Source organism: Natronorubrum halophilum (assembly GCF_003670115.1).
In the GTDB taxonomy this organism is placed as follows: Archaea; Halobacteriota; Halobacteria; order Halobacteriales; family Natrialbaceae; genus Natronorubrum; species Natronorubrum halophilum.
Genome location: NZ_QQTY01000001.1, coordinates 29,479 through 50,479 on the forward strand (window position 1 = coordinate 29,479; position 21,001 = coordinate 50,479).

The 21,001-nt window shown below is 64.8% G+C and carries 24 protein-coding genes and 2 tRNA genes; 19 read left to right on the forward strand and 7 right to left on the reverse strand.

Annotated elements, in window-relative coordinates; translation table 11 throughout:
• Window positions 1-155 precede the first annotated feature (155 nt).
• The gene (gene moaA, locus DWB23_RS00175; protein ID WP_121740800.1) at window positions 156-1,163 is read left to right on the forward strand and encodes a GTP 3',8-cyclase MoaA; all 1,008 of its coding nucleotides are present in this window, start codon (window positions 156-158) and stop codon (window positions 1,161-1,163) included.
• A gap of 93 nt (window positions 1,164-1,256) precedes the next feature.
• On the opposite strand, the gene DWB23_RS00180 is transcribed toward moaA, so the two are convergent.
• Genes DWB23_RS00180 through DWB23_RS00190 form a run of 3 tightly spaced genes read right to left on the reverse strand, consistent with a single transcriptional unit; the run spans window position 1,257 to window position 4,788 of the window.
• Window positions 1,257-1,784 (reverse strand): DUF7519 family protein, encoded by a 528-nt coding sequence (locus tag DWB23_RS00180; protein WP_121740801.1) that lies wholly within the window; start codon window positions 1,782-1,784, stop codon window positions 1,257-1,259.
• Window positions 1,781-3,793 (reverse strand): DUF58 domain-containing protein, encoded by a 2,013-nt coding sequence (locus DWB23_RS00185; protein ID WP_121740802.1) that lies wholly within the window; start codon window positions 3,791-3,793, stop codon window positions 1,781-1,783. Before DWB23_RS00185 ends, DWB23_RS00180 begins: the two co-directional genes overlap by 4 nt.
• Window positions 3,790-4,788 (reverse strand): DUF4129 domain-containing protein, encoded by a 999-nt coding sequence (locus DWB23_RS00190; protein ID WP_121740803.1) that lies wholly within the window; start codon window positions 4,786-4,788, stop codon window positions 3,790-3,792. The genes DWB23_RS00185 and DWB23_RS00190 overlap by 4 nt, the downstream gene beginning before the upstream one ends.
• A gap of 307 nt (window positions 4,789-5,095) precedes the next feature.
• Here DWB23_RS00190 and DWB23_RS00195 point away from each other — a divergent pair.
• The 14 genes from DWB23_RS00195 (at window position 5,096) to DWB23_RS23660 (ending at window position 11,726) form a co-directional block, all read left to right on the forward strand.
• Window positions 5,096-5,178: transfer RNA gene (locus tag DWB23_RS00195), tRNA-Ser, on the forward strand.
• A 100-nt stretch (window positions 5,179-5,278) separates the two neighbouring features.
• Window positions 5,279-5,806 carry a 30S ribosomal protein S13 gene (locus tag DWB23_RS00200; protein WP_121740804.1) on the forward strand — a complete coding sequence of 176 codons (528 nt, stop codon included), beginning with the start codon at window positions 5,279-5,281 and terminating at the stop codon, window positions 5,804-5,806.
• A complete protein-coding gene (locus DWB23_RS00205; RefSeq protein WP_121740805.1) occupies window positions 5,806-6,327 on the forward strand; it encodes a 30S ribosomal protein S4 in 522 nt (173 codons plus the stop codon). The genes DWB23_RS00200 and DWB23_RS00205 overlap by 1 nt, the downstream gene beginning before the upstream one ends.
• 1 nt (window position 6,328) lies before the next feature.
• Window positions 6,329-6,718 (forward strand): 30S ribosomal protein S11, encoded by a 390-nt coding sequence (locus DWB23_RS00210; RefSeq protein ID WP_121740806.1) that lies wholly within the window; start codon window positions 6,329-6,331, stop codon window positions 6,716-6,718.
• Window positions 6,719-6,722: 4 nt separating this feature from the next.
• Entirely contained in the window at window positions 6,723-7,472 is a 750-nt protein-coding gene (locus tag DWB23_RS00215; protein ID WP_121740807.1) for a DNA-directed RNA polymerase subunit D, read from the forward strand.
• Window positions 7,473-7,604: 132 nt separating this feature from the next.
• Window positions 7,605-7,689, forward strand: a tRNA-Leu gene (locus DWB23_RS00220).
• A 147-nt stretch (window positions 7,690-7,836) separates the two neighbouring features.
• Window positions 7,837-8,190 carry a 50S ribosomal protein L18e gene (locus tag DWB23_RS00225; protein WP_121740808.1) on the forward strand — a complete coding sequence of 118 codons (354 nt, stop codon included), beginning with the start codon at window positions 7,837-7,839 and terminating at the stop codon, window positions 8,188-8,190.
• On the forward strand, window positions 8,187-8,636 hold the full coding sequence (locus tag DWB23_RS00230; protein WP_121740809.1) for a 50S ribosomal protein L13: 450 nt from the start codon (window positions 8,187-8,189) through the stop codon (window positions 8,634-8,636). The genes DWB23_RS00225 and DWB23_RS00230 overlap by 4 nt, the downstream gene beginning before the upstream one ends.
• The gene (locus tag DWB23_RS00235) at window positions 8,630-9,028 is read left to right on the forward strand and encodes a 30S ribosomal protein S9 (RefSeq protein WP_121740810.1); all 399 of its coding nucleotides are present in this window, start codon (window positions 8,630-8,632) and stop codon (window positions 9,026-9,028) included. Before DWB23_RS00230 ends, DWB23_RS00235 begins: the two co-directional genes overlap by 7 nt.
• 12 nt (window positions 9,029-9,040) lie before the next feature.
• A complete protein-coding gene (locus DWB23_RS00240) occupies window positions 9,041-9,235 on the forward strand; it encodes a DNA-directed RNA polymerase subunit N (RefSeq protein WP_121740811.1) in 195 nt (64 codons plus the stop codon).
• A gap of 1 nt (window position 9,236) precedes the next feature.
• Complete coding sequence (locus tag DWB23_RS00245; protein WP_121740812.1) at window positions 9,237-9,422, forward strand: DNA-directed RNA polymerase subunit K; 186 nt, start codon at window positions 9,237-9,239, stop codon at window positions 9,420-9,422.
• Window positions 9,419-10,630 carry a phosphopyruvate hydratase gene (eno, locus tag DWB23_RS00250; protein WP_121740813.1) on the forward strand — a complete coding sequence of 404 codons (1,212 nt, stop codon included), beginning with the start codon at window positions 9,419-9,421 and terminating at the stop codon, window positions 10,628-10,630. Before DWB23_RS00245 ends, eno begins: the two co-directional genes overlap by 4 nt.
• Entirely contained in the window at window positions 10,627-11,442 is an 816-nt protein-coding gene (gene rpsB, locus DWB23_RS00255; protein ID WP_121740814.1) for a 30S ribosomal protein S2, read from the forward strand. The genes eno and rpsB overlap by 4 nt, the downstream gene beginning before the upstream one ends.
• Window positions 11,443-11,603: 161 nt before the next feature.
• Complete coding sequence (locus DWB23_RS23660) at window positions 11,604-11,726, forward strand: hypothetical protein (RefSeq protein WP_275086272.1); 123 nt, start codon at window positions 11,604-11,606, stop codon at window positions 11,724-11,726.
• 19 nt (window positions 11,727-11,745) lie between these two features.
• On the opposite strand, the gene DWB23_RS00260 is transcribed toward DWB23_RS23660, so the two are convergent.
• The 3 genes from DWB23_RS00260 to DWB23_RS00270 form a co-directional block, all read right to left on the reverse strand.
• The gene (locus DWB23_RS00260) at window positions 11,746-12,708 is read right to left on the reverse strand and encodes a glycosyltransferase family 4 protein (protein ID WP_121740815.1); all 963 of its coding nucleotides are present in this window, start codon (window positions 12,706-12,708) and stop codon (window positions 11,746-11,748) included.
• Window positions 12,708-13,886: a DUF354 domain-containing protein gene (locus DWB23_RS00265; RefSeq protein WP_121740816.1), complete on the reverse strand. Its 1,179-nt coding sequence runs from the start codon at window positions 13,884-13,886 to the stop codon at window positions 12,708-12,710. Before DWB23_RS00265 ends, DWB23_RS00260 begins: the two co-directional genes overlap by 1 nt.
• A 205-nt stretch (window positions 13,887-14,091) precedes the next feature.
• Window positions 14,092-15,018, reverse strand: a complete 927-nt coding sequence (locus tag DWB23_RS00270) for a thiamine-phosphate synthase family protein (RefSeq protein WP_121740817.1) — start codon at window positions 15,016-15,018, stop codon at window positions 14,092-14,094.
• 157 nt (window positions 15,019-15,175) lie between these two features.
• On the opposite strand from DWB23_RS00270, the gene mvk reads away from it, so the two are divergent.
• Together mvk and DWB23_RS00280 are read left to right on the forward strand one after the other, a co-directional pair.
• Complete coding sequence (gene mvk, locus DWB23_RS00275; RefSeq protein ID WP_121740818.1) at window positions 15,176-16,162, forward strand: mevalonate kinase; 987 nt, start codon at window positions 15,176-15,178, stop codon at window positions 16,160-16,162.
• The gene (locus DWB23_RS00280) at window positions 16,159-16,911 is read left to right on the forward strand and encodes an isopentenyl phosphate kinase (RefSeq protein ID WP_121740819.1); all 753 of its coding nucleotides are present in this window, start codon (window positions 16,159-16,161) and stop codon (window positions 16,909-16,911) included. The genes mvk and DWB23_RS00280 overlap by 4 nt, the downstream gene beginning before the upstream one ends.
• A gap of 74 nt (window positions 16,912-16,985) precedes the next feature.
• On the opposite strand, the gene DWB23_RS00285 is transcribed toward DWB23_RS00280, so the two are convergent.
• Entirely contained in the window at window positions 16,986-17,894 is a 909-nt protein-coding gene (locus tag DWB23_RS00285) for a DUF726 domain-containing protein (protein ID WP_121740820.1), read from the reverse strand.
• A gap of 458 nt (window positions 17,895-18,352) precedes the next feature.
• Between DWB23_RS00285 and DWB23_RS00290 the strand changes: the two genes are divergently transcribed.
• Window positions 18,353-19,705: a ribonuclease J gene (locus DWB23_RS00290; RefSeq protein WP_121740821.1), complete on the forward strand. Its 1,353-nt coding sequence runs from the start codon at window positions 18,353-18,355 to the stop codon at window positions 19,703-19,705.
• A 1-nt stretch (window position 19,706) separates the two neighbouring features.
• Window positions 19,707-20,756, forward strand: coding sequence for a geranylfarnesyl diphosphate synthase (gene idsA3, locus DWB23_RS00295; RefSeq protein ID WP_121740822.1), 1,050 nt, complete (start codon window positions 19,707-19,709; stop codon window positions 20,754-20,756).
• The last annotated feature ends 245 nt before the right edge of the window (window positions 20,757-21,001 follow it).

A 21,001-nucleotide genomic window follows, 5' to 3' on the forward strand; every position in this document is an offset into this window, starting at 1 on the left:
CACGTCCATCACAAAGAGTAACCGATTCCGTCGGCCATCAATCCGTTGTCAAGTAACGGTGAGCGTCCACAGTCCCCCAGTTCCGAAACCAAAAACGGTTACGAGACGTGCGAACACCCGGCGCGTTTAAGCGGATCCGACTGCAATCTGGTGGTATGCTCACCGACGAGTTCGGACGCGAGGTGACCGGGGTCCGAGTCTCGCTCACCGATCGGTGTAACTTTGACTGTGTTTACTGTCACAACGAGGGGCTGGGCGACACCCGCGGTCCGATGGATCCACAGAACGACGAGATGTCGGCCGACGACGTCGTTCGGTTTCTCGAGGTGGCCGCCGAGTTCGACGTCGACGCCGTCAAGTTCACCGGCGGCGAGCCGATGCTCCGACAGGATCTCGAGGAGATCATCGAACGAACACCCGATCAGATGGAGGTCTCGCTGACGACCAACGGCAGCTTCCTCCCCGGGCGCGCCGAGGCCCTCGTCGACGCCGGTCTCGAGCGGGTCAACGTCTCCCAGGACGCGCTCGATCCGAAGGACTTCGCCGCCATCACCAAGAGCGGTGCCTACGACAAGGTCCTCGAGGGGGTCGAGGCCGCCCTCGAGGCGGGATTAGATCCAGTCAAACTCAACATGGTCGTCTTCGAGCACACCGCGGGTTACGTGCCGGAGATGGTCGACCACGTCGCCGAGAACGACGGCCTCCAGCTCCAGCTGATCGAGTACATGCCCGAACTGACCGGCAAGCCGGAGTGGAACATCGACATTCAGCGAGTTCACGACTGGCTCGAGGAACGGGCCGACGAGGTCGAACACCGGGAGATGCACGATCGGAAGCGCTACTGGATCAGTACCGACGAGCGGAGTTCCTCGTCGGACGACGCCGGCGGCGGGATGGTCGAAATCGTCGATCCGGTCGAGAACCCGACGTTCTGTGCGAACTGCCACCGCGTCCGGGTGACCCACGAGGGCTACCTGAAGGGCTGTCTCAACCGGAACGACGACCTCAAACCGATGGGCGAGATGACGAAACCCGAGATTCGGGAGGCGTACCGCGAGGTCGTCGCGAACCGGGTCCCCTACTACGGCGAGTACATGGTCAAAAACGGCGACGACGAGTGGGAGGTCAACGACAAGTACATCGGAGAGTACGCCGAGATCTGACGCGAACGACTCGTTTTCCGGGCCCAGCCGCCGGCTCATTGCCTCACCGATCAGCGCCTTCGTGACCGTCTGGAATATCCTAATGCCGGCGGATCAGGACCGTTGTGTGCCGAGCCCGACCGTGAACAGAACGGCGGCGAGCAACAGCAACACGGCGGCGGCGACCGGCTGACTGCCGCCGCCGACGAGATAGACGGCGTAGCCGACGGTCCCCGACAGCAATCCGACCGTCAGACTCGAGACGGCGTGGACCGCCTCGAGCCGGCTGGTTCCCGCCTCCCGGCCGAGTTGTGCGCCGAGGTCGACGGCGCTGTGGCCGAGGTCCCACGCCACGACGGTCGCCATCGTCCCGATGACCGTCGGTTCGACCGCCGTCTGCTCGAGGCCGCCGACGACGAGCCCCACGAAGAGCAGTACGGCACCGGTGTCGAGCGCTGGCGGACTGACGCGGACGAGTCCGACAACGAAGACGACGGCCCCGACGGAGCCGACGGCGAGGCCGACGGTCGTTCCCGCGCCGACCGCGAGAAGGGCGAGCAAGACGCCCGCGGCGGCCACCCCGCTGAGGATCAGGGTGGGCCGTCGAGTCACCGTCTCACCGCCGGCTTCCGCCGCGGTCATCGTCGACCACCCGCGTGTCGTGCGATGGCCGTATCGAGAGTGTCGTCGTCGGGCCAGTCGATGACCGGGGTCCGCGCACGCTCGAGGTCGACCCGTCGAAGGTGCCGAGCGACGCGCGCCAGTTGGTGACCCACGGTTCGATCGGCCGTGGGATCCGGACTGACGACCGTTACCGGATGGCCGTGTGCCTCGAGTTGGCGGGCGATACCGACGCTGCCGTCGTCGCAAAGCGGCGTCAGGAAGATGATCTGCGTATCGCTCGGAAGCCGCCGCCGGATCCGTCGGAGCTGTCTTCGCCACCGACACTCGTGGTCCGGCGGGAGCGTCGCGAACTGGGGATGCGTCGCCAGCGCCTCCTGGAACCGGACCTCGTGGTGGCGACCCGACGCCGGCGGGAGCCAGCACGGGTCGGTTCCCGACGGGTCAGTTTCATCCCAGATGAGCGGGCCGATCGCGGCGAGACCGACGGTTTCCCCCGCCGCGAACAGGGACGCGCCGATCCGCCCCGCGGCGTCGACGGATCGATCGACGGCGTGGGCCGCATCGGGTGTTGGCGCGCGGTAGGCCGCCAGTCGAGCGTCGACCAGCACGACCACGCGAGCGGCCCGCTCCTCGTGGAACTCGAGGGTGGCGAGTTCGCCGGTCTTGGCGTGGCGATTCCAGTCGACTCGGTTGAGCGGATCGCTCCGCCGGTACTCCCGAACGGAGTGGATCGTCGTCCCGGAACCGCCGTCGACCGTCCGCACTCGGCCGGCGAACGAGGTCGTGGCCGCCCGAAGCGGAACTGCCGTGGCGAGCGGACGCATCGACGGCTCACAGACGACCGTCGTCTCCGCGTCGATGAGGAACTCGCGTTCCGTCGATCGCGAGAGGTCTCGGGCGAGCACGAGCGCTGGATCGAACTCGTGACTGCCCCGTCGAGCCGTGACGGTGTACTCGAGCGTGACGGCCTCGCCGGGTCGAAGCGCGGTTCCGAGCCGACTCGAGCCGTCGGTGACGGCCAGACTCGCGGGGACGCCGTCGACGATCCGGAGATCGGGAACGAACGCGTCGCTCTCGTTCTCGATCGTGAGGACGACCTCGAGTTCGTCGCCCGGTTCCGGGTCGTCATCGCTCACCGACCGCTCGAGGGAGAGGTCGAGTTCGGGGGGCTCGAGCGCGCGAGCGAAGCCGGCGTAACCGACGCCGACGACGCCCGCGAGGACGACGGCGGGGGACTCGGCGACTGCCCCGACGCCGACGGCGAAGAGTGCAACGGCACCGATACCGGTCCAGTGGTCGGTCGAACGCCGCCGACGGGGTTCGACGCCGTCGACAGAATCGGTCGTCGTCCGCGTCTGTAGCTGGGGGTTCGACCCGGATCCGCCCGCTCGAGTTCGATCGTACGGGTCCCCGCGCACGTCCGGATCGTATTCGTACTCGGGAAGCGGACGATCGCCGTCGGCAGCCGACCGATCGTTTCGGATCGCGGTAATGGCCCGTACGGTGTGACGAACGTTGGACTGAAACGCGGTTTCGCCATCGCCGCTGACGACTGACGCGAGGCGGGTTCGGAGCGACCGCGTCGGAGTCTCGAGACTGTCGGAGAGGAAGGCGGCTGCGATCGGATCGTCGGTCCACGTGCCGTCCTCGAGCCGACGGCTGGCCTGGTCGGTCGAGTCCCCCTCGAATCGGGTCAGGGCGGCGACTGCAGCCGACTTGAGTGCGATGGTGAGCCGACGGCCGTTGGCGACGTAGCCCGTCATCGGCTCACGGAACTCGTCGGCTGCAGCCGAAAGCGATCGACCGGGAGCGGGGACCCCGCTTCGCCGTTCGGGGTCAGGAGTGTCGGTTCGAGAACGGGTGTTGTACCCGCGAGTGAACGCGGATAGTCCGATCCCGACGGCGAGGAGGCCGACGAGCACGATGGTCCCCCGAGCCATACTGAACTCGAGTGCGCCCGCACTGACGGCGAGCGCACAGAGGAGGACGGCGATCCCGAGCGAGACGGCGACGCGGCGGGCGTTCATTCGTCCTCACCCCGCCGGCGCTCGTCGTCGGTGTCGTACCGCTTTTTGTGGGGCTCGTCGGCGGTGGCCCCCTCACGCAGTTGCTGTCCCGTCGAGTCGGCGTACTCGGTCTCGATCCGGCGAAGCACCGCGATCGCTCGCTCCTCTCGCTCCGCCGTCGTCGACGCGTCGCCGTACCTGACGTCTTCGAACAGCCGTGTGAGTTCGTCGACGTGTTCGCGGTCCATCCCGGCGTCGACGGCGGCTCGAGCGAACTCGCGTGGCGTACTCGAGTCGGGGCGGTCGACCTCGAGAGGCTGGGTCATCTCCCGCCACGCGCGATAGACCGCGTTGTCGAAGTCGGCCGCGTCCTCGAGTCGGTCCGCCGCCGCTCCCGCAGCAGTGCCGACGGCGGCGGTCGTTTCGGTCGGAGCCTCCGCTTCCGCCTCGGTGGATCCGGACCCGAGCACGCCGGAGTCGTCCGCGCTGCGCGAGAGGAACAACCCGCCGAGGAAGATTGCTGTAACCACCGCCAGTACGGCGAACAGCGGGCCGGTCGAGACCGGACTGTCGTCGCCGTCTCCGGACGATCCGCCGTCGCCCGCCGGCTCGCTTCCGTTGCCCACGCCGGGCGGTTCGGACGGCACTTCTGCCTCGCTTCCGAACAGCGAGAGGACCTCTACGAGGATGTATCCGAGTGCGACCGCTACGACGAGAACAACGAGTCCGATGGCGATCAGTTTGACCGCCTCGCGTCGATGCGCGAGGAGGTACCAGACGAGCGCGAGCGCGAGGAGGACGATCACGATGGCGGCCAGAACCTCGAGAAACGGCGGGACGCCGCCGTCGCCCGTCGCGGGCGGTGGCTGACCGGCACCGCCGTCGCCGCCCGCCCCGCCGCCGGTACCGCCGGGGTCGGTCTCGAGCGGTGAACGAACGGTTGCTGCCGCTAGCGCGATCGCGACGATCGCCCCGACCACGACGACCAGTCGGACGAGTGGATTGGATTCGGTCACCGGTTAGCGGGAGCTACCGGCCCGTCGATAATAAAAGAATACCATCACGATCGCAGGCGGAACGACACATCGCACGGCGACAACGCCGTTTTTGGACGTTGTTCTGTGGTTCGAGCGCCGCGAACTCTCGGCACACTCACCCCGAGAACCGACTGTTACGTTCGACCGGACGTCGCTGCTGGGGTGTCACCTCGTCCCGTCGTCGCCACCTTTCGTTGCGCTTAAGTACCCGTCGGCGGTAGAATCGGGTACGATACGTGTAGGGGACCAGTCCCCGAGTCCACAGGGGCGATGATAAAGAAACGGTGTTGTGGTAGCCAAGCGGCCCAAGGCGCATGGTTGCTAACCATGTGGCGTCAAGCCTCCGGGGTTCAAATCCCCGCCGCAACGTCGGATATGCTGGCGAACTCTCGCCAGTATTCAACTACGCTGGCGCGCTTGTGCCAGCCACGTTTGCAACGCGCGCACACCAGACACACATACACGACACATGAGCGAGGAAGAACCTCAAGAACAACAGGACGACGAAGATCTTCAGTACTTCGTCCGCATCGGGCAGACAGACCTCGATGGGACGAAGTCCGTCGAGCGCTCGCTCTCGGAGATGAACGGGATCGGTCGACGAACCGCCCGACTCATCGCCGACGAAGCGGGTGTCGACCGGACAGCGACGTTCGGTCGACTCGACGATGACGTCATCGACGGCGTTGTCGAGATCGTAGAGAACTACGCTGGGAACGTTCCGGACTGGCTCAACAATCGCCAGTCGGACTTCTACACCGGGGAAACGACTCACGAGATCGGTAACGATCTCCAGTTGACCCGCCAGCACGATATCAACCGGATGAAGATGATTGACTCGTACAAAGGCTCTCGCCACAAGCGCGGACAGAAGGTCCGCGGACAGCGAACCAAGTCCACCGGTCGTACGGAGGGCACCATTGGAGTCAACGTCGAAGAGATCCGCGAAGAACAGGCAGAAGAAGCTGCCGCCGCCGAAGAGGAGGATGACGAATAATGCCGCTCGGAACCGACACCAAACAGTACGAGACGCCGAATCACCCCTATCAGGGTGAACGTATTGCCTCCGAGCACTCCCTCCTCGACCGCTACGGCCTCTCGAACAAAGAAGAGCTCTGGCGAGCACAGTCCGAACTTCGCTCCTACCGGCGCGAGGCTCGAGACCTGCTCGGCCAGGCCCAGGACGACGAGACCGTCATCCGCCGCTCCGAGGACTTCCTCGGTCGGCTCAAACGCGTCGGCATCCTCGACGAAGGCGACGAACTCGGTGACGTGCTGTCACTCGAGATCGAGGACGTCCTCGAGCGCCGACTCCAGACGGTCGCCTACCGCAAGGGACTAGCGAACACGCCACAGCAGGCTCGGCAGTTCATCGTACACGGGCACGTCGTGATCGGCGACCAGCGCCAGCGCATCCCGTCGTACGTCGTCGACGTCGACGAGGAGGACCTCGTCGCGTTCGACGAGAACAGTCCTCTCGCGGACGATCTCCACCCGGAACGAGCGGAGGGTCAATAACATGAGCCAGGACGACGATAAATGGGGCGTAGCCCACGTACACGCATCGTTCAACAACACCGTCATGACCGTGACTGACCTCACGGGCGCGGAAACGATCGCCAAGTCCTCCGGCGGGACGGCGGTCAAGCAGAACCGCGACGAGGCGTCGCCGTACGCGGCCATGCAGATGGCCGAGTCCGTCGCCGAAGAAGTCAAGGCAGCCGGCATCACGGGGCTGCACGTTCGCGTCCGCGGTCCCGGCGGCAACCTACAGAAGTCCCCCGGTCCCGGCGCGCAGGCGACCATCCGCGCACTCGCCCGCTCGGGAATCGAGATCGGGCGCATCGAAGACGTGACGCCGGTCCCACACGACGGATCGCGCGCACCGAAAGGCAAGGGCGGCTACTAGATCCATGACAGAAGAGTACGACGTCGAGTTCGTCGAACGTGAGGAACGTCACGCACGATTCCTCGTCCGCGGTGTCACACCCGCCTTCGCCAACGGTCTTCGTCGAGCGATGCTCGCCGACGTGCCGACGATGGCGATCGATACCGTCAGGTTCGTCGAGAACTCGTCGGTCATGTTCGACGAACAACTCGCGCTTCGACTCGGGCTCGTCCCGCTGACGACCCCACCCGAAGGCGAGTTCGCCGAGGACGACACCGTGACGCTCTCGATCGACGTCGAAGGGCCCGCCACAGCCTACTCGGGCGATCTCGTCTCGAGCGACGATATCGTTCAACCCGCAGACGATAACGTTCCGATCATCGACCTCAAGGACGACCAGCGTCTCGAGGCCGAGGCCGATGCCGCCTTTAACCGCGGTAAAAACCACGCGAAGCACCAGGGTGCTGTGGCCGCTGGCTACCGGCACCTCCAGCGAGTGGAGGTCGTCGGCGACCTTCCGGAGTTCGAAGAGCCGGAATCTCGCATTATTCGCGGCGTCATCGAAGAGGACGGCGAGCTCGTGGCGACTAGCGAGTTCGATAACGACCTCTCGAATCGGTACCCCGGTAAAGAAGTCGAGGTTGAGGACGTTCCGAACGCGTTCGTCTTCAACATCGAGACGGACGGCTCGTTCTCGGCCGAAGAACTGGTCGCGCGAGCCGCGGACTCGATCGAGAGTCGGGCGACCGAACTCGAAGACGCAGTACAGTTATAACAATGAACCGACGCCCCCAATCCCGACGCTGCGAGGACGCGTTTGCCGGCGCCGTGAGCGACGAGACCGGCACGCACTCGCCTATTGGAATCGAAAGGGGTTTGAAGGGGCGACGGATAGACAGAAGTGCGAGCAGGGATAGCCAAGTCAGGCCAACGGCGCAGCGTTCAGGGCGCTGTCTCGTAGGAGTCCGCAGGTTCAAATCCTGCTCCCTGCATCCACTTCTACACCGCCGAACGACAGTCGGTAGCCGTTCGATCGGACGCGATCGAGCGGCGAACCGGTTCGTTCGGCAGCACCACGATTCCACAATCGGCGAGGCGCTTCCTCGTCTCACCGATCCGACCGCATTTGGAGGAAACCAATGAGTAGCAAGACTAATCCGAGGCTCAACGATCTTATCGCCGAGTTGAAGTCGACGTCCCGTCAGACGGACGCCGACGTCTGGCGAGACGTTGCGGACCGACTCGAGAAGCCCCGGCGCACCCACGCTGAGGTGAACCTGGGCCGTATCGAGCGATACGCACGCGAAGAAGAGACTGTCGTCGTTCCCGGCAAAGTGCTGGGCTCCGGCGCATTACAGAAAAACGTCACCGTCGCTGCCGTCGATTTCTCGTCGTCAGCCGAGACGAAAATCGACCAGGTCGGTGACACAGTACCGCTCGAGCAAGTGCTCGAAGAGAACCCCAACGGATCCAACGTCCGGGTGATTCGATGAGTATCGCAGAGTTCGACGCGGACGTCGTCGTCGACGCCCGCGACTGTATCCTTGGTCGCGTCGCCAGCGAAGTCGCACAGCGCGCACTCGACGGCGAACGCGTCGCAATCGTCAACGCCGAAGACGCCGTCATCACCGGCGACAGGGAAGATATCTTCGGGACCTACGAAACGCGACTCCAGCTCGGCTCCGACAGAGGGCCGTACTACCCGAAACGACCGGATACGATCTTCAAGCGCTCCGTCCGCGGGATGCTTCCGTACAAGAAGACGCGCGGTCGAGAGGCACTCGAGAACGTCCGCGTCTATCTCGGAAACCCCTACGAGCACGACGACGACCGCGAGGCCGAGATCCTCGAGGATACGTCGCTAGATCGACTTTCGAACATCCGCTTCGTCCACCTGGGCGAAGTGTCCGAACAACTCGGTGCTAACGTCACATGGTAACGAACACGAGCGGAAAGAAAAAGACCGCCGTCGCCCGCGCTACCGTCAGCGAGGGCGAGGGCCGCGTCCGAATCAACTCCAAGCCAGTCGAACTGATCGAACCGGAAATGTCTCGACTCAAGATGCTCGAGCCGTTCCGAATCGCCGGTGAGGACCTGCGAAGCGAGGTCGACATCGACGTTCGCGTCGAGGGTGGCGGCATTAGCGGCCAGGCAGACGCCGTCCGCACCGCCATCGCTCGCGGCATCGTCCAGCAGTCGAACGACGCCGAACTCCGCGATGCGTTCATGGAGTTCGACCGCTCGCTGCTGGTCAACGACGTTCGCCAGTCCGAACCGAAGAAGTGGGGCGGCCCGGGCGCTCGGGCACGCTACCAGAAGTCCTACCGCTAAGGTGATTCAAATATGATGGTACCGGTCCGGTGTTTCACCTGTGGCACTGTCGTCGGCGAACACTGGGAGGAGTTCGACGAGCGAGCGAACGAGGGCGACGAGGACCCCGAAGCGGTCCTCGACGAGCTCGGCGTCGAGCGCTACTGCTGCCGGCGCATGCTCGTCAGTCACACCGACCTCGTCGACGTCGTCTCACCATACCAGTAACATGCAACAGGAACGCCACAACCGCTACGAGAAGGCACGCATCCTCGGCGCGCGAGCGCTGCAGGTGTCCTACGGCGCGCCGGTGTTGATCGAGACGGACCAGTCCGAACCGATCCTCATCGCCGCCGAAGAGTACGATGCGGGAGTGCTTCCGTTCACCGTCAAGCGGGGGTACGACCGGAAATGACGCTGATTACCGACATCCGACTCCGACGAATCCTCGACTCGCGGGGGAACCCGACGGTCGAGGCCGATGTCGTTACCGAAAGCGGCGGATTCGGCCGCGCTGCAGCACCGAGCGGTGCCAGTACGGGCGAGTACGAAGCCGTCGAGCGACCGCCGTCCGAGGCGATCGCCACGGCTCGCGAACACGCCGTTCCACGGCTCGTCGGCGAGGCCTACGCGGGCAACCAGCGCGAAGTCGACTCGATCCTGCGCGCGGCCGACGGCACGGACGACTTCTCCGAGATCGGCGCGAACAGCGCGGTTGCGATCTCGATGGCCGCTGCGAAAGCCGGCGCTGACGTGCTCGGCGCGCCGCTGTTCCAGCACCTCGGTGGTGCGTTCCGCGGTGAGAACTTCCCGATCCCGCTCGGTAACGTCGTCGGCGGCGGCGAACACGCCGCGGACGCGACCGACATTCAGGAGTTCCTCGTCGCCCCCGTCGGCGCACCGAGCATCGAGGACGCCGTCTTCGCCAACGCCGCCGCACACGACGCCGTCGCGGACCTCCTCGAGGAACGCGATATCGCCTGCGGAAAGGGCGACGAGGGCGCGTGGGCGCCGTCGATCGACGACGGCGAGGCGTTCGAGATCGTCGACGAGGCGGTCTCGCTGGTCGAAGACGATGTCGGGTTCAGTATCGGCTTCGGACTCGACGTCGCGGCCGCCGAACTGTACGACGACGACTCGGAAACCTACGAGTACGAGTCCGCCGGCATCAGCCGCGACACGGACGAGCAGATCGAGTACATCGCCGATCTGGTTCGGGAGTACGATCTGGTCTACGTCGAGGATCCCCTCGACGAGAACGACTACGATGCCTTCGCCGACCTCACCGACGAGGTTGGCGACCGGACGCTGATCTGCGGCGACGACCTGTTCGTCACGAACACCGAACGGCTCGTCGAAGGCATCGACCGCGGCGCGGCCAACAGCATCCTGATCAAGCCGAACCAGATCGGGACGCTGTCGGACGCCGTCGACGCGATCGAACTCGCGACGCGGAACGGCTACGACTCGGTCATCTCCCACCGTTCGGGCGAGACCGAGGACACGACGATCGCACACCTCGCCGTCGCGACCGACGCACCCTACATCAAGACGGGTGCCGTCGGCGGCGAGCGAACCGCCAAGCTCAACGAGCTCATCAGAATCGCAGACGACGCGACATGACAGACAACGACGCAACCCAGGAAGGGCTCGACGCTGCCGAAGACGAGATCGACGAGGAGCCAGCCGAAGGCGCTGGCCCCGCCGCCGATCCCGAGGAAGACGTCGAGCCAGCTGACGAACAGCCCGCCGACGCCGACGCCGAAGAGGCCGAGGCCGACGCAGAACCAGTCACGGACGAGGAGCCCGAAGACGAGGGGCCGACCCTCGACGACGACGTGATGTCCGACGAGGAGGCCGACCTGCTCATCCCCGTCGAGGACTATCTCGGTGCCGGTGTCCACATCGGTACCCAACAGAAGACCACGGACATGGAGCGGTTCATCCACCGCGTCCGAACCGACGGTCTCTACGTGCTCGACGTCTCGAAGACCGACAGCCGCATCCGTACGGCCGCGGACTTCCTGACGAACTACGATCCGGAGCAGATCCTGGTCACCTCGAGTCGCCAGTACGGTCGGTTCCCGGCGGAGAAGTTCGCCGAAGCCGTGGGCGCTCGCGCCCGCACCGGTCGCTTCATCCCGGGCACCCTGACGAACCCGAAGTACGACGGCTACATCGAACCCGACGTCGTCGTCGTCACCGACCCGATCGGCGACGCCCAGGCCGTCAAGGAAGCCATCACGGTCGGCATCCCGGTCATCGCGATGTGTGACTCGAACAACCAGGTCAGCAACGTCGACCTGGTCGTCCCGACGAACAACAAGGGTCGAAAGGCCCTGTCGGTCGTCTACTGGCTGCTCGCCAACGAAGTCCTCGATCGACGCGGCGCGGAGCCGTCGTACTCGCTCGAGGACTTCGAGAGTATGGTCTAAGTTCGCTTCAACGCTGTTCGTTTTTCTCGTCGGTGCCCGGAGGGCGAGCGCCCGCTGCGTTCGCGGGTCGCTCGAGCAACGTCTCGGAACGGATTCCAGCGGTTCAAAACGCGACGCGCGCTGAGCAAAGGAGTTACGTGGGAACCGCACGAACGACGACTATGCTCGATTCCGTATTCGAATTTGAAGAGGAGAAGATGCCGCTTCTGGTCAAGTTCGCGACGGTGGCGCTGATCGTCATCTTCGCGGTCGGGATTCCGTATCGCGTTCTCGTCGGGTTCTGAGGCACCGTTCCGGCGCTCGTCACGACGATGTCGCGTTCTCGAGGCAGCGCTCGTAGACGGCGCGGAGGCGGGCACCCATCTCGTCGATCCCGTATCCGGTGATTCGCGCCCTCCCGTCCGAGGGCTCGGCGGTCTCGAGCACGTCGGCCAGTCGGTCGCGGAGGGCGGCGTCGTCCGCGACGTAGGAGTTTTCGACGTCCGCGAGCACCTCTCGAGCGAAGCCGACGTCGCGCGAGACTACCGGCGTGTTACAGGCGGCGGCCTCCTTGATCGTCATCGGCCCGCTCTCGAACCGCGACGTGATCAGGACGGCGTCAGCAGCGTTCAGATAGTACGGCACGTCCTCGTAGGGCTGATTGGCGACGGTCCGGAGGCTGACCTCGCCCTCGAGGCCGTCGACGACGCGGTTCGCCAGCGGGTAGTTCTTCTCCTCGCGTGAGGGGGCGTAGGGAAAGAGGACGATCCGCTCGTCGGTCGTCCAGCCGACGTGCTCGCGCGCCTCGGCTCTGGAGATGGGGCGGAACTGCTCGGTATCGACCGGAAAGGGGACGACGCGACAGGACCGGTCGACGCGGTCGGCCATCGCGTTCGAGGGGACGACGACGCGATCGGCGCGAGCGGCGAACCGCTCGATCAGCGGTGCGAACGGATTGTCGCGATACTCCCCGCCCCAGAGCGTACAGACGACGGGTAACTCGGTTCGCGGGAGCGCCGACGCTGCGACGGCGAAGGGGGCGGTGAGCCCGTAGTTGGCGTGAACGAGGTCGTAATCGCCGCGGGCTTCCCGAAGCACGTGCGGGAGATATCGCGCGTAATCGAGCGGCGTCCGCCGCCTGACGTCGTCCTCGAGCGCGCGGTGTTCGCTGGGGACGGGGAGGGTCGTCACCTCGACGTCGACACGCTCGAGGGCCGTCATCTGGCTCTGATAGAAGCTTCGCCAGTCGGTCGTGGTGAGGCTCAGAACGCGCATTGTCGTCGTCATCAGTTCGAAATCGGCCCGCTGTGTTCGTCCGCATCCGGCCCGGGCCCGCCCCGCTCTCGAACCGCTGACGCCGGTTCGTCGGCGGTCTCGAATGGCTGCGTCTGTTCACTGGCGTCTGCGACGAGTTCAGTCGGTTCACAGACATCCTCGAGAAGCTGGCTGACCACGTACTCGCTGACGTCGACCGTCTCATCGAGGAGGGTTTCGCGCCGGTTCTTCCACGTTTCCGCGGCGTTCGGATCTCGGCAAATCCGTTCGATGGCGTCGATGCCGTCGGCTTCGTGGCTCGTATGGAACGACTGGACGAGTCCGTACTCCTCGAGTTGCTGGAATTTCCCCATTTCGTTCGACCCCGCGAACGGACTGATGCGAACGGTCGGCGTCCCGAGAACGCCGGCCTCGAGCGTGGTCGTTGCGACCTCGCCGACGACGATGTCGGCGAACGCGAGCAGGTGGTGAAACGCCGCCGGTGGGACCGGAAGCGACTCGCTGCCGCTCGGAATCGATCCATCGCTCTCGTCGGAGACGTACACCCGTCCGTCGGCCCCGAGCACGTCGACGATCTCTCGGCGCCCCTCGGAAGAGATTCCCTGCTTCCCGACATCGTGGTTGCCGTTCCACGCGCCAAAACGGAGGACCGCGTACCGTTCGTCGGGGTCGACGCCGTTTCGCCGCAGGACCGACGGATCGGGTTCGAACCGATCCGGATGGAGGTACGCGAGTTCGTGATAGCCCGGGTAGGTACCGTGATTGTCGCCGTACTCCTCGCGGAAGCTTTCGGGGGTGTAGAGCGCGTCCGCGAACGGGAGAGTCAGTCGGTTGCCGGCGTTGATCGCCGTCTCGGTGTCGATGTACACGTGGCTCTCCGCGCCGACTAACGTGGCAACGTGGGTCGCGGCGATGCCGTGGCTGCTGACGATGTACGCCGGATCGATGGCGAGCGCCCGTCGAAGAAGCCGCAGTTCGTAAGACAGCTGTGTCAGCCCCAGCCCGAGCCAGCTATCGGGCTCCCCACAGAGCAGTTCGTGATCGATGTCGTAGGCGTCGAGGAGTCGCCCGGTAACCCCCTTTTCGCGGGCGAACACGTACACGCCGTGTCCCGCGGCCTCGAGTTCGCGGACGACGTGCTTGAAGAAGTGGACGTTCGCCGCGTGCTGGATCGTGATGATGATATCCATTCGTACTAGCTCGAATAAATACACTCAGTTGACACGCATTACTATCGGAGCGTTAGAACCGTACCCGCTCTCGAAAGTCCGATAACTGTTGTATAAATTATATTTCAACTGTTTCAGTTGGAGCGACAGTGCGCAAAAATCGCCGTTGACCGCCGGTTCGAGCCGCATCACGACCGTCGAGCATCGTCGATCCGAAGACGGCTCGTTACGACGGCGAAACCGTTTCGAGCAGTTCATCGACCAGTTCGGCCGCGTCGACGGCCGTCCTGGCGAACACGTACGTCACCGGTTCGATCCCGAACGCGCCCCGGTGATAGGCGACTCGTGGGACGCCGCCGCGTTCCTCGAACCGGTTCCGAAGGTGCTCGCCGCGATCGTCGTAGTCGGCGTCGAACTCGAGGGGATCCATCCCGCGCGAACGGGCCGCTTCGAGGATTCCGTCGTCGGTCGCGATGTTGATCGCGCCCCTGATTTCGGGATCGACTGTACTGGCAGCGAGGACGGCCGTTGAGACGTGTTTCGACGCTCCGAACTCCGGGTTCGCGGGGATCTCGATCCGCCGCCCCATCGCGTAGATTCGGCCCGGAATCGCCGCGACGTCGGTCTCGTCCCGCGCCTCGGGAAGTGCCATCCCAACGTTGGTGCCGACGCTCGGAACGGCCGACGCCATCCCGGGAATCCCGGCCAGCGTTCGTGCCGCCGTTCGCACGTTCGCGAGCACGTCCCGCTCGGCCCGCACGTCCGGATCGAGTCCGCGAACGCAGAGATCACAGCCCAGTCCCTGGAGCGAGGGCATCTCTTCCTCGTGGAGTGCACAGATCGGCCCGCGGTCCTCGAGGCTGCGGACGAGCGCGAGGAGTTCGGCCAGCGCGTCGTAGCCATCCATCTCGCTGCTCGAGAGACCGTCGGCGATGCGGTCGACCGTGGCGACGGTTTCGGGGTCGTCGCGAAAGCGATCGTCGCCGCCGCCCTCGCCGCTGACGTACTTGCTGACGGCGGCCTGGGTAACGCCGAGATCGGCCGCGATCTCCTGTTGAGTCATACCGCGGTCGGCGAGTCGAGTCGCGAGCATGGCGCGTACCGTCGGAAGAAACCGATCGACGACGAGTTCGCTCGGCAGGACGAGAGACATACGACCGCGTAGCGCGGACGCCGGCTTAAATCCGGCTACTACCGGCGAACGGGGACGTTTCGGTCGCACTCGAGCGCGGGACTCGTCGAACCGGGTCGGTCGGCTGAGACGACGTCGAGAAGATAGCTATTAACCGCCGTCGTGCGAACGGCCGGATATGGCAGTCTCGAGCGCTCCCGGCAAGGTGTACTTATTCGGGGAGCACGCGGTGGTCTACGGCGAACCCGCCGTCCCGTGTGCCATCGAGGTACGGGCACGAGTCGGCGTCGAGCAACGAGCGGACAGCAAACTGCGGATCCACGCCGAGGATCTCAGTCTGGACGGCTTCACCGTCGAATACGGCGGCACGGCTGATGGTCCACCGGACGTGGACGTCCAAGAGTCCCTGCTCACCGCGGCGATGGGATACGTCGACGGCGCGATCGAGCAGGTCCGAGACGTCACCGGTGAGGGGGACATCGGCTTCGACGTGACGATCGAGAGCGACATCCCGCTGGGTGCGGGCCTGGGCTCGTCCGCAGCGGTCGCGGTCGCCGCGATCGACGCCGGGACTCGCGAACTCGGCACGACGCTCGACGTGAACGAACTCGCGGAACGAGCCTACCAGACCGAGTACGAGGTACAGGGCGGACAGGCCTCCCGCGCCGACACGTTCTGCTCGGCTACGGGCGGAGCCGTCCGCGTCGAAGGCGACGACTGTCGATCGCTCGAGGCGCCCGACCTTCCCATCGTGATCGGGTTCGACGGCGGTGCCGGCGACACCGGCGAACTCGTCGCGGGCGTTCGGAGCCTGCGCGAGGAGTACGAGTTCGCGGCCGACACGGTCGAGTCGATCGGAGATATCGTCCGGAACGGCGAAGAAGCGCTCGCAGCGGGCGACATCGAGGAGCTTGGCCGCCTGATGAACTTCAACCACGGCCTCCTCTCGGCGCTCGGCGTCTCCTCGCGATCGCTCGACTCGATGGTCTGGGCGGCCCGCGACGCGGGAGCCGACGGTGCGAAACTGACGGGGGCCGGCGGCGGCGGCTGTATGGTCGCACTCGATGAAAGCGACGAGACCGAAACGGCGCTATCCTACACGCCGGGCTGTGAGGAGACCTTCCGCGCGGAACTCGCCGAAACCGGGGTGGAACGACTCGAATGATCGTCCTGAAACTCGGCGGCAGCGTCATCACCGACAAGGACCGGCCCGAAACGCTCGACGGCGAGGCGCTCGAGGTGGCCGCCGATGCGATCGCGGACGCGCTGCGAGACGGGACCGACGTGCTCGCAGACGGTCTCGTGATCGTCCACGGCGGCGGCAGTTTCGGCCACCACAACGCCAGCAAGCACGGCGTCAGTACGACCGAGGGAACGCACGACGCCGCCGCGGCGGTCGAGATTCACGGCGCGATGAAGACGCTGAACCAGTTCGTTCTGCGCCGACTCCTCGAGCGCGACGTTCAGGCGATCCCGGTGCACCCGTTCTCGGCGGCTCATCGCGACAGCGAGGGCGAACTCGAGTTGCCGACCGGACAGATAGACACGCTGCTTGCCGAGGGGTTCGTCCCGGTCCTTCACGGTGACATGGTCGCACACGCCGGTGCAGGCGCGACCGTCGTCAGCGGCGACGAACTGGTAGCCGAAGTGGCTCGCGACCTCGCAGCCGACCGGATCGGCCTCTGTTCGACGGTTCCCGGCGTGCTCGATGAGAGCGAGACGGTCGTCGATCGAATCTCGGCCTACGAAGACGTCGCGTCCGTGCTGGGTGCCAGCGACGCGACCGACGTCACCGGCGGGATGGCAGCGAAGGTTCGGGCGTTGCTCGATCTCAAGGTCGAAGCGTCGATTTTCGGACTCGAGGGACTGGATTCGTTCCTCGCCGGATCGGACGCGGGCACGAAAATAGAGTGATACGTGGTAAACAGCGGTGATGCGCGATAAACAGCGCTCGGTTTTACCGGTGGCGCAGGTCCCAACCGCGCCCGTCAGAAGTTCGCGATCACCTCGTGGATACAGCCGTCTGTCGCGTAGTAGCCGCTGTGACCGGAGACGTAGCCGACATCGTGGTCCGTATAGTTCTCCGGCGGGGTTCCGTCGCACCCGTCGTTGCCGATGGCTTCGCCCAACTCGACGACGCCGTAGGCCCAGTTGAGCACGTCGTCGTCGCCCATCCAGTAGTTGTCGACCCGTCCGGCGGCCGCGGCGATGTCCTCGCCGTAGGTTCCCGTCGTCGAAACCGATTCGTCGTCGGCCGCGCCGCCCAGCATCGAGACGGACGCGACGTCCTCGAGGCGATCCCACGCGTGGAGGTTCTTCAACGCCATGAGGACGACCCGCGCACCGAGCGAGTGAGCGACGTACCGCACCCGAACCCCGGGATTAGCGTTTTTGTACGAGTACGTGAAGTTGGCGAGTTTCGCGCCGTTTCGCTCGGCGATTTCGGTCGCGTCGTACCAGCCGTGATCCGCGTCCCAGGAGTAGCCGACGATCGGCTGCTGGTAGCCTTCGGTGGTAAACGTCGACGCCGCGTCGCCGAAGGTACAGACCGCCCCCTCGTCGGTGTTGTTCCAGCCGTGGACGAACACGAGCAGTTCCTCGCTCGCAGCCCCGTGAACGCCGGGGATATCATCGCCGGCGTACTCGACGTTGTGAACGTCGTTCCCGTCGGTGAGGTGAACGCCGCCGGACGTGTCGAAGTGATCGCGAGTCGTCACGCGTGGAAACGTCCACGGCGGATCGTCGCACCCTTCCTTCTTGTCGCCGGCGGCCGCAGTCGACGACCCCGCGATGAGGGCACCAGCGCCCGCGACTATCCCTCCCGAAGATCGGAGGACGGTACGTCTCGAGACGGACGAATCGTGCCTGTTAGTATCAACCGTGTCTTGGTCAGACATGCATCTCGTAACCTCAACCCAGTAAATAATTAATGTTTATATTGTTTATACTAATCTAAATATAGGTAACCGCACGGTGTTCGATAGCTCTTGGGAGGGGGTCGTACGACTCCACCGCGTGTCGTCTCCGCACGGAGACGGATCGAGCTGTCGGGAGCGCCGACACCTCATCGGCGTTCGACGTCGAGGGCCGCCCGTTCGTTGTTTCCCGCCACCGTCGCCGCGGACGCAAAAACCCACGGAGTTTATACCGTACCGGTGTGTACAGCTACGTAGCGAAACCCGCGGGCAAGTGCGTTCGGGGCTCACGGCGGTGTCGTGGGCCACTCGGAGGCGATTTCCTCCCCGTGCGCATAGCGGGATGGCCGACGCGCTGTAAGACGCCGGGGCCGCACAACCGGGAGTCCGCGGACCGTTTCGATGAGAGACCGTACACACGGCTTTCAGTACAACGAACCATGGAAATCGAAATCGCAACAATCGGCGGCTACGAAGAAGTCGGACGGCAGATGACTGCCGTGCGTGCTGGCGACGACGTCGTCATCTTCGACATGGGTCTCAACCTCTCGCAGGTACTGATCCACGACAACGTCGAAACCGAGCGGATGCACAGTCTGGATCTGATCGACATGGGTGCGATCCCCGACGACCGGATCATGAGCGACCTCGAGGGCGACGTGAAAGCGATCGTGCCGACCCACGGTCACCTCGACCACATCGGAGCCATCTCGAAACTGGCCCACCGGTACAACGCTCCCGTCGTCGCGACGCCGTTTACGATCGAACTCGTCAAACAGCAGATCGAGGGCGAACAGAAGTTCGGCGTCGAGAACGACCTGGTCAAGATGGACGCCGGCGAGACGATGTCGATCGGCGACTCCGGCAAGGTCGACCTCGAGTTCGTCAACGTGACCCACTCGATCATCGACGCGATCAACCCGGTCCTCCACACGCCCGAGGGCGCGGTCGTTTACGGACTGGACAAGCGTATGGACCACACGCCCGTTATCGGCGACCCGATCGACATGGAGCGCTTCCGTGAGATCGGCCGCGAAGGCAAGGGGGTTCTCTGCTACATCGAGGACTGCACGAACGCGAACAAGAAGGGCCGAACCCCGAGCGAGAACGTCGCTCGAGAGCACCTTCGGGACGTCCTCTACAGCATGGAGGACTACGACGGCGGCATCGTCGCGACGACGTTCTCGAGTCACATCGCGCGGGTGACCTCGCTGGTCGAGTTCGCGAAGGACATCGGCCGCCAGCCGGTCTTGCTCGGGCGCTCGATGGAGAAGTACTCCGGCACCGCGGAGCGACTCGACTTCGTCGACTTCCCGGACGACCTCGGCATGTTCGGTCACCGGAAGTCGGTCGACCGCACCTTCAAGCGGATCATGAACGAGGGCAAGGAGAACTTCCTCCCCGTCGTCACGGGTCACCAGGGCGAGCCGCGCGCGATGCTCACCCGGATGGCTCGCGGCGAAACGCCGTACGAACTGGACGACGGCGATAAGGTCGTCTTCTCCGCGCGCGTCATTCCGGAGCCGACCAACGAGGGCCAGCGCTACCAGGCGGAGAAACTGCTCGGTATGCAGGGCGCTCGAATCTACGATGACATCCACGTCTCCGGTCACATGAACCAGGAGGGCCACTACGAGATGCTCGACGCGCTCCAACCCCAGAACATCATCCCCGCCCACCAGGACCTGAAGGGTCTGTCGGGCTACGTGAACCTCTGTGAGAGCGAGGGATACAAAATGGGCCGAGACCTGCACGTCTCGCGTAACGGTAACCTCATCCAGCTTGTCGACTGATATGACGACCCCAGAGGCACGAGAAGAGGCGGTGCTCGAGGCGGTCCGCAAGCGCCGCGAGCAGGTCAACGAGGCGATTCCCGAGGAGCTTCCGATCCAGCAACCCGAACGACTCTACGAGGCGTCGCGGTATCTCCTCGATGCGGGTGGGAAACGGCTTCGTCCGACGGTCTTGCTCACGACGGCAGAGGCGCTCGTCGACGCCGAACCGCTGAGCGAGGACTATCGGGCGTTCCCGACGCTGGACGCGGAGACGATCGACGTCATGGACGCCGCCGTCAGCGTGGAGGTTATCCAGTCGTTTACCCTCATCCACGACGACATCATGGACGACGACGACCTCCGTCGCGGCGTCCCCGCCGTCCACAAGGAGTACGACCTCGAGACGGCCATTCTCGCCGGTGACACGCTCTACTCGAAGGCGTTCGAGATCATGCTCGAGACGGGTGCGGAGCCTGACCGAGCCGTCGAAGCCCTCGGCGTCCTCGCGAGGACGTGTACGAAGATCTGCGAGGGTCAATCCCTGGACGTCACCTTCGAGACTCGCGCGGACGTCACGCCAGAGGAGTACCTCGAGATGGTCGAGCAGAAGACCGCAGTGTTGTACGCCGCCTCGGCGTGCCTCCCCGCGATTTTGCTCGGTGCCAACGACGACACGATCGAGGCCCTCTACGGCTACGGGCTCGACGTCGGCCGCGCGTTCCAGATTCAAGACGACGTCCTCGACCTGACCGTTCCGAGCGAGAAACTCGGCAAACAGCGCGGGAGCGACCTCGTCGAGAACAAACAGACGCTGATCACCGTCCACGCTCGCGACCAGGGCGTCGACGTCGGGGGACTGGTCGAAACGAACGACGTCGACGCCGTCACCGAGGCCGAAATCGACGACGCCGTCGCCGAACTCGAGACGGCCGGTTCGATCGACTACGCGAACGAGACGGCCCGTGACCTCGTCGCACGGGGCAAAGAGCGTCTCGAGGTCCTTCCGGACAACGAGGCTCGCGACCTGCTCTGTGAGCTGGCGGACTACCTGATCGAACGCGGCTACTAATCGGCTTCTCGCCGCTTTTCTCCCGAGACGACGTGCTGACGTGTGTCTCGGTCGACTTCGTGTCGTGAGTGTGTCTGACCGAGGAGCCGTCGGCACAGTGCAACGGCTACACCGACTTGCAGGCTTTGAGGACGAGTTCCGGATCGTCGACGAGTTCGTAATCGTGTGCGCGCCTTTCCCGTGGCCGCGTCCCGCCCACGTCTGCTTGATAATCGAGAGGAACCGAAGAAAACGGATATTCGGGG

Coding starts and splice junctions, on each gene's coding strand:
- moaA (WP_121740800.1), top strand. CDS start 156: ATGCTCACCGACGAGTTCGGACGCGAGGTGACCGGGGTCCGAGTCTCG.
- DWB23_RS00180 (WP_121740801.1), bottom strand. CDS start 1,784: ATGACCGCGGCGGAAGCCGGCGGTGAGACGGTGACTCGACGGCCCACC.
- DWB23_RS00185 (WP_121740802.1), bottom strand. CDS start 3,793: ATGAACGCCCGCCGCGTCGCCGTCTCGCTCGGGATCGCCGTCCTCCTC.
- DWB23_RS00200 (WP_121740804.1), top strand. CDS start 5,279: ATGAGCGAGGAAGAACCTCAAGAACAACAGGACGACGAAGATCTTCAG.
- DWB23_RS00205 (WP_121740805.1), top strand. CDS start 5,806: ATGCCGCTCGGAACCGACACCAAACAGTACGAGACGCCGAATCACCCC.
- DWB23_RS00210 (WP_121740806.1), top strand. CDS start 6,329: ATGAGCCAGGACGACGATAAATGGGGCGTAGCCCACGTACACGCATCG.
- DWB23_RS00215 (WP_121740807.1), top strand. CDS start 6,723: ATGACAGAAGAGTACGACGTCGAGTTCGTCGAACGTGAGGAACGTCAC.
- DWB23_RS00225 (WP_121740808.1), top strand. CDS start 7,837: ATGAGTAGCAAGACTAATCCGAGGCTCAACGATCTTATCGCCGAGTTG.
- DWB23_RS00230 (WP_121740809.1), top strand. CDS start 8,187: ATGAGTATCGCAGAGTTCGACGCGGACGTCGTCGTCGACGCCCGCGAC.
- DWB23_RS00235 (WP_121740810.1), top strand. CDS start 8,630: ATGGTAACGAACACGAGCGGAAAGAAAAAGACCGCCGTCGCCCGCGCT.
- DWB23_RS00240 (WP_121740811.1), top strand. CDS start 9,041: ATGATGGTACCGGTCCGGTGTTTCACCTGTGGCACTGTCGTCGGCGAA.
- DWB23_RS00245 (WP_121740812.1), top strand. CDS start 9,237: ATGCAACAGGAACGCCACAACCGCTACGAGAAGGCACGCATCCTCGGC.
- eno (WP_121740813.1), top strand. CDS start 9,419: ATGACGCTGATTACCGACATCCGACTCCGACGAATCCTCGACTCGCGG.
- rpsB (WP_121740814.1), top strand. CDS start 10,627: ATGACAGACAACGACGCAACCCAGGAAGGGCTCGACGCTGCCGAAGAC.
- DWB23_RS23660 (WP_275086272.1), top strand. CDS start 11,604: ATGCTCGATTCCGTATTCGAATTTGAAGAGGAGAAGATGCCGCTTCTG.
- DWB23_RS00260 (WP_121740815.1), bottom strand. CDS start 12,708: ATGACGACGACAATGCGCGTTCTGAGCCTCACCACGACCGACTGGCGA.
- DWB23_RS00265 (WP_121740816.1), bottom strand. CDS start 13,886: ATGGATATCATCATCACGATCCAGCACGCGGCGAACGTCCACTTCTTC.
- DWB23_RS00270 (WP_121740817.1), bottom strand. CDS start 15,018: ATGTCTCTCGTCCTGCCGAGCGAACTCGTCGTCGATCGGTTTCTTCCG.
- mvk (WP_121740818.1), top strand. CDS start 15,176: ATGGCAGTCTCGAGCGCTCCCGGCAAGGTGTACTTATTCGGGGAGCAC.
- DWB23_RS00280 (WP_121740819.1), top strand. CDS start 16,159: ATGATCGTCCTGAAACTCGGCGGCAGCGTCATCACCGACAAGGACCGG.
- DWB23_RS00285 (WP_121740820.1), bottom strand. CDS start 17,894: ATGTCTGACCAAGACACGGTTGATACTAACAGGCACGATTCGTCCGTC.
- DWB23_RS00290 (WP_121740821.1), top strand. CDS start 18,353: ATGGAAATCGAAATCGCAACAATCGGCGGCTACGAAGAAGTCGGACGG.
- idsA3 (WP_121740822.1), top strand. CDS start 19,707: ATGACGACCCCAGAGGCACGAGAAGAGGCGGTGCTCGAGGCGGTCCGC.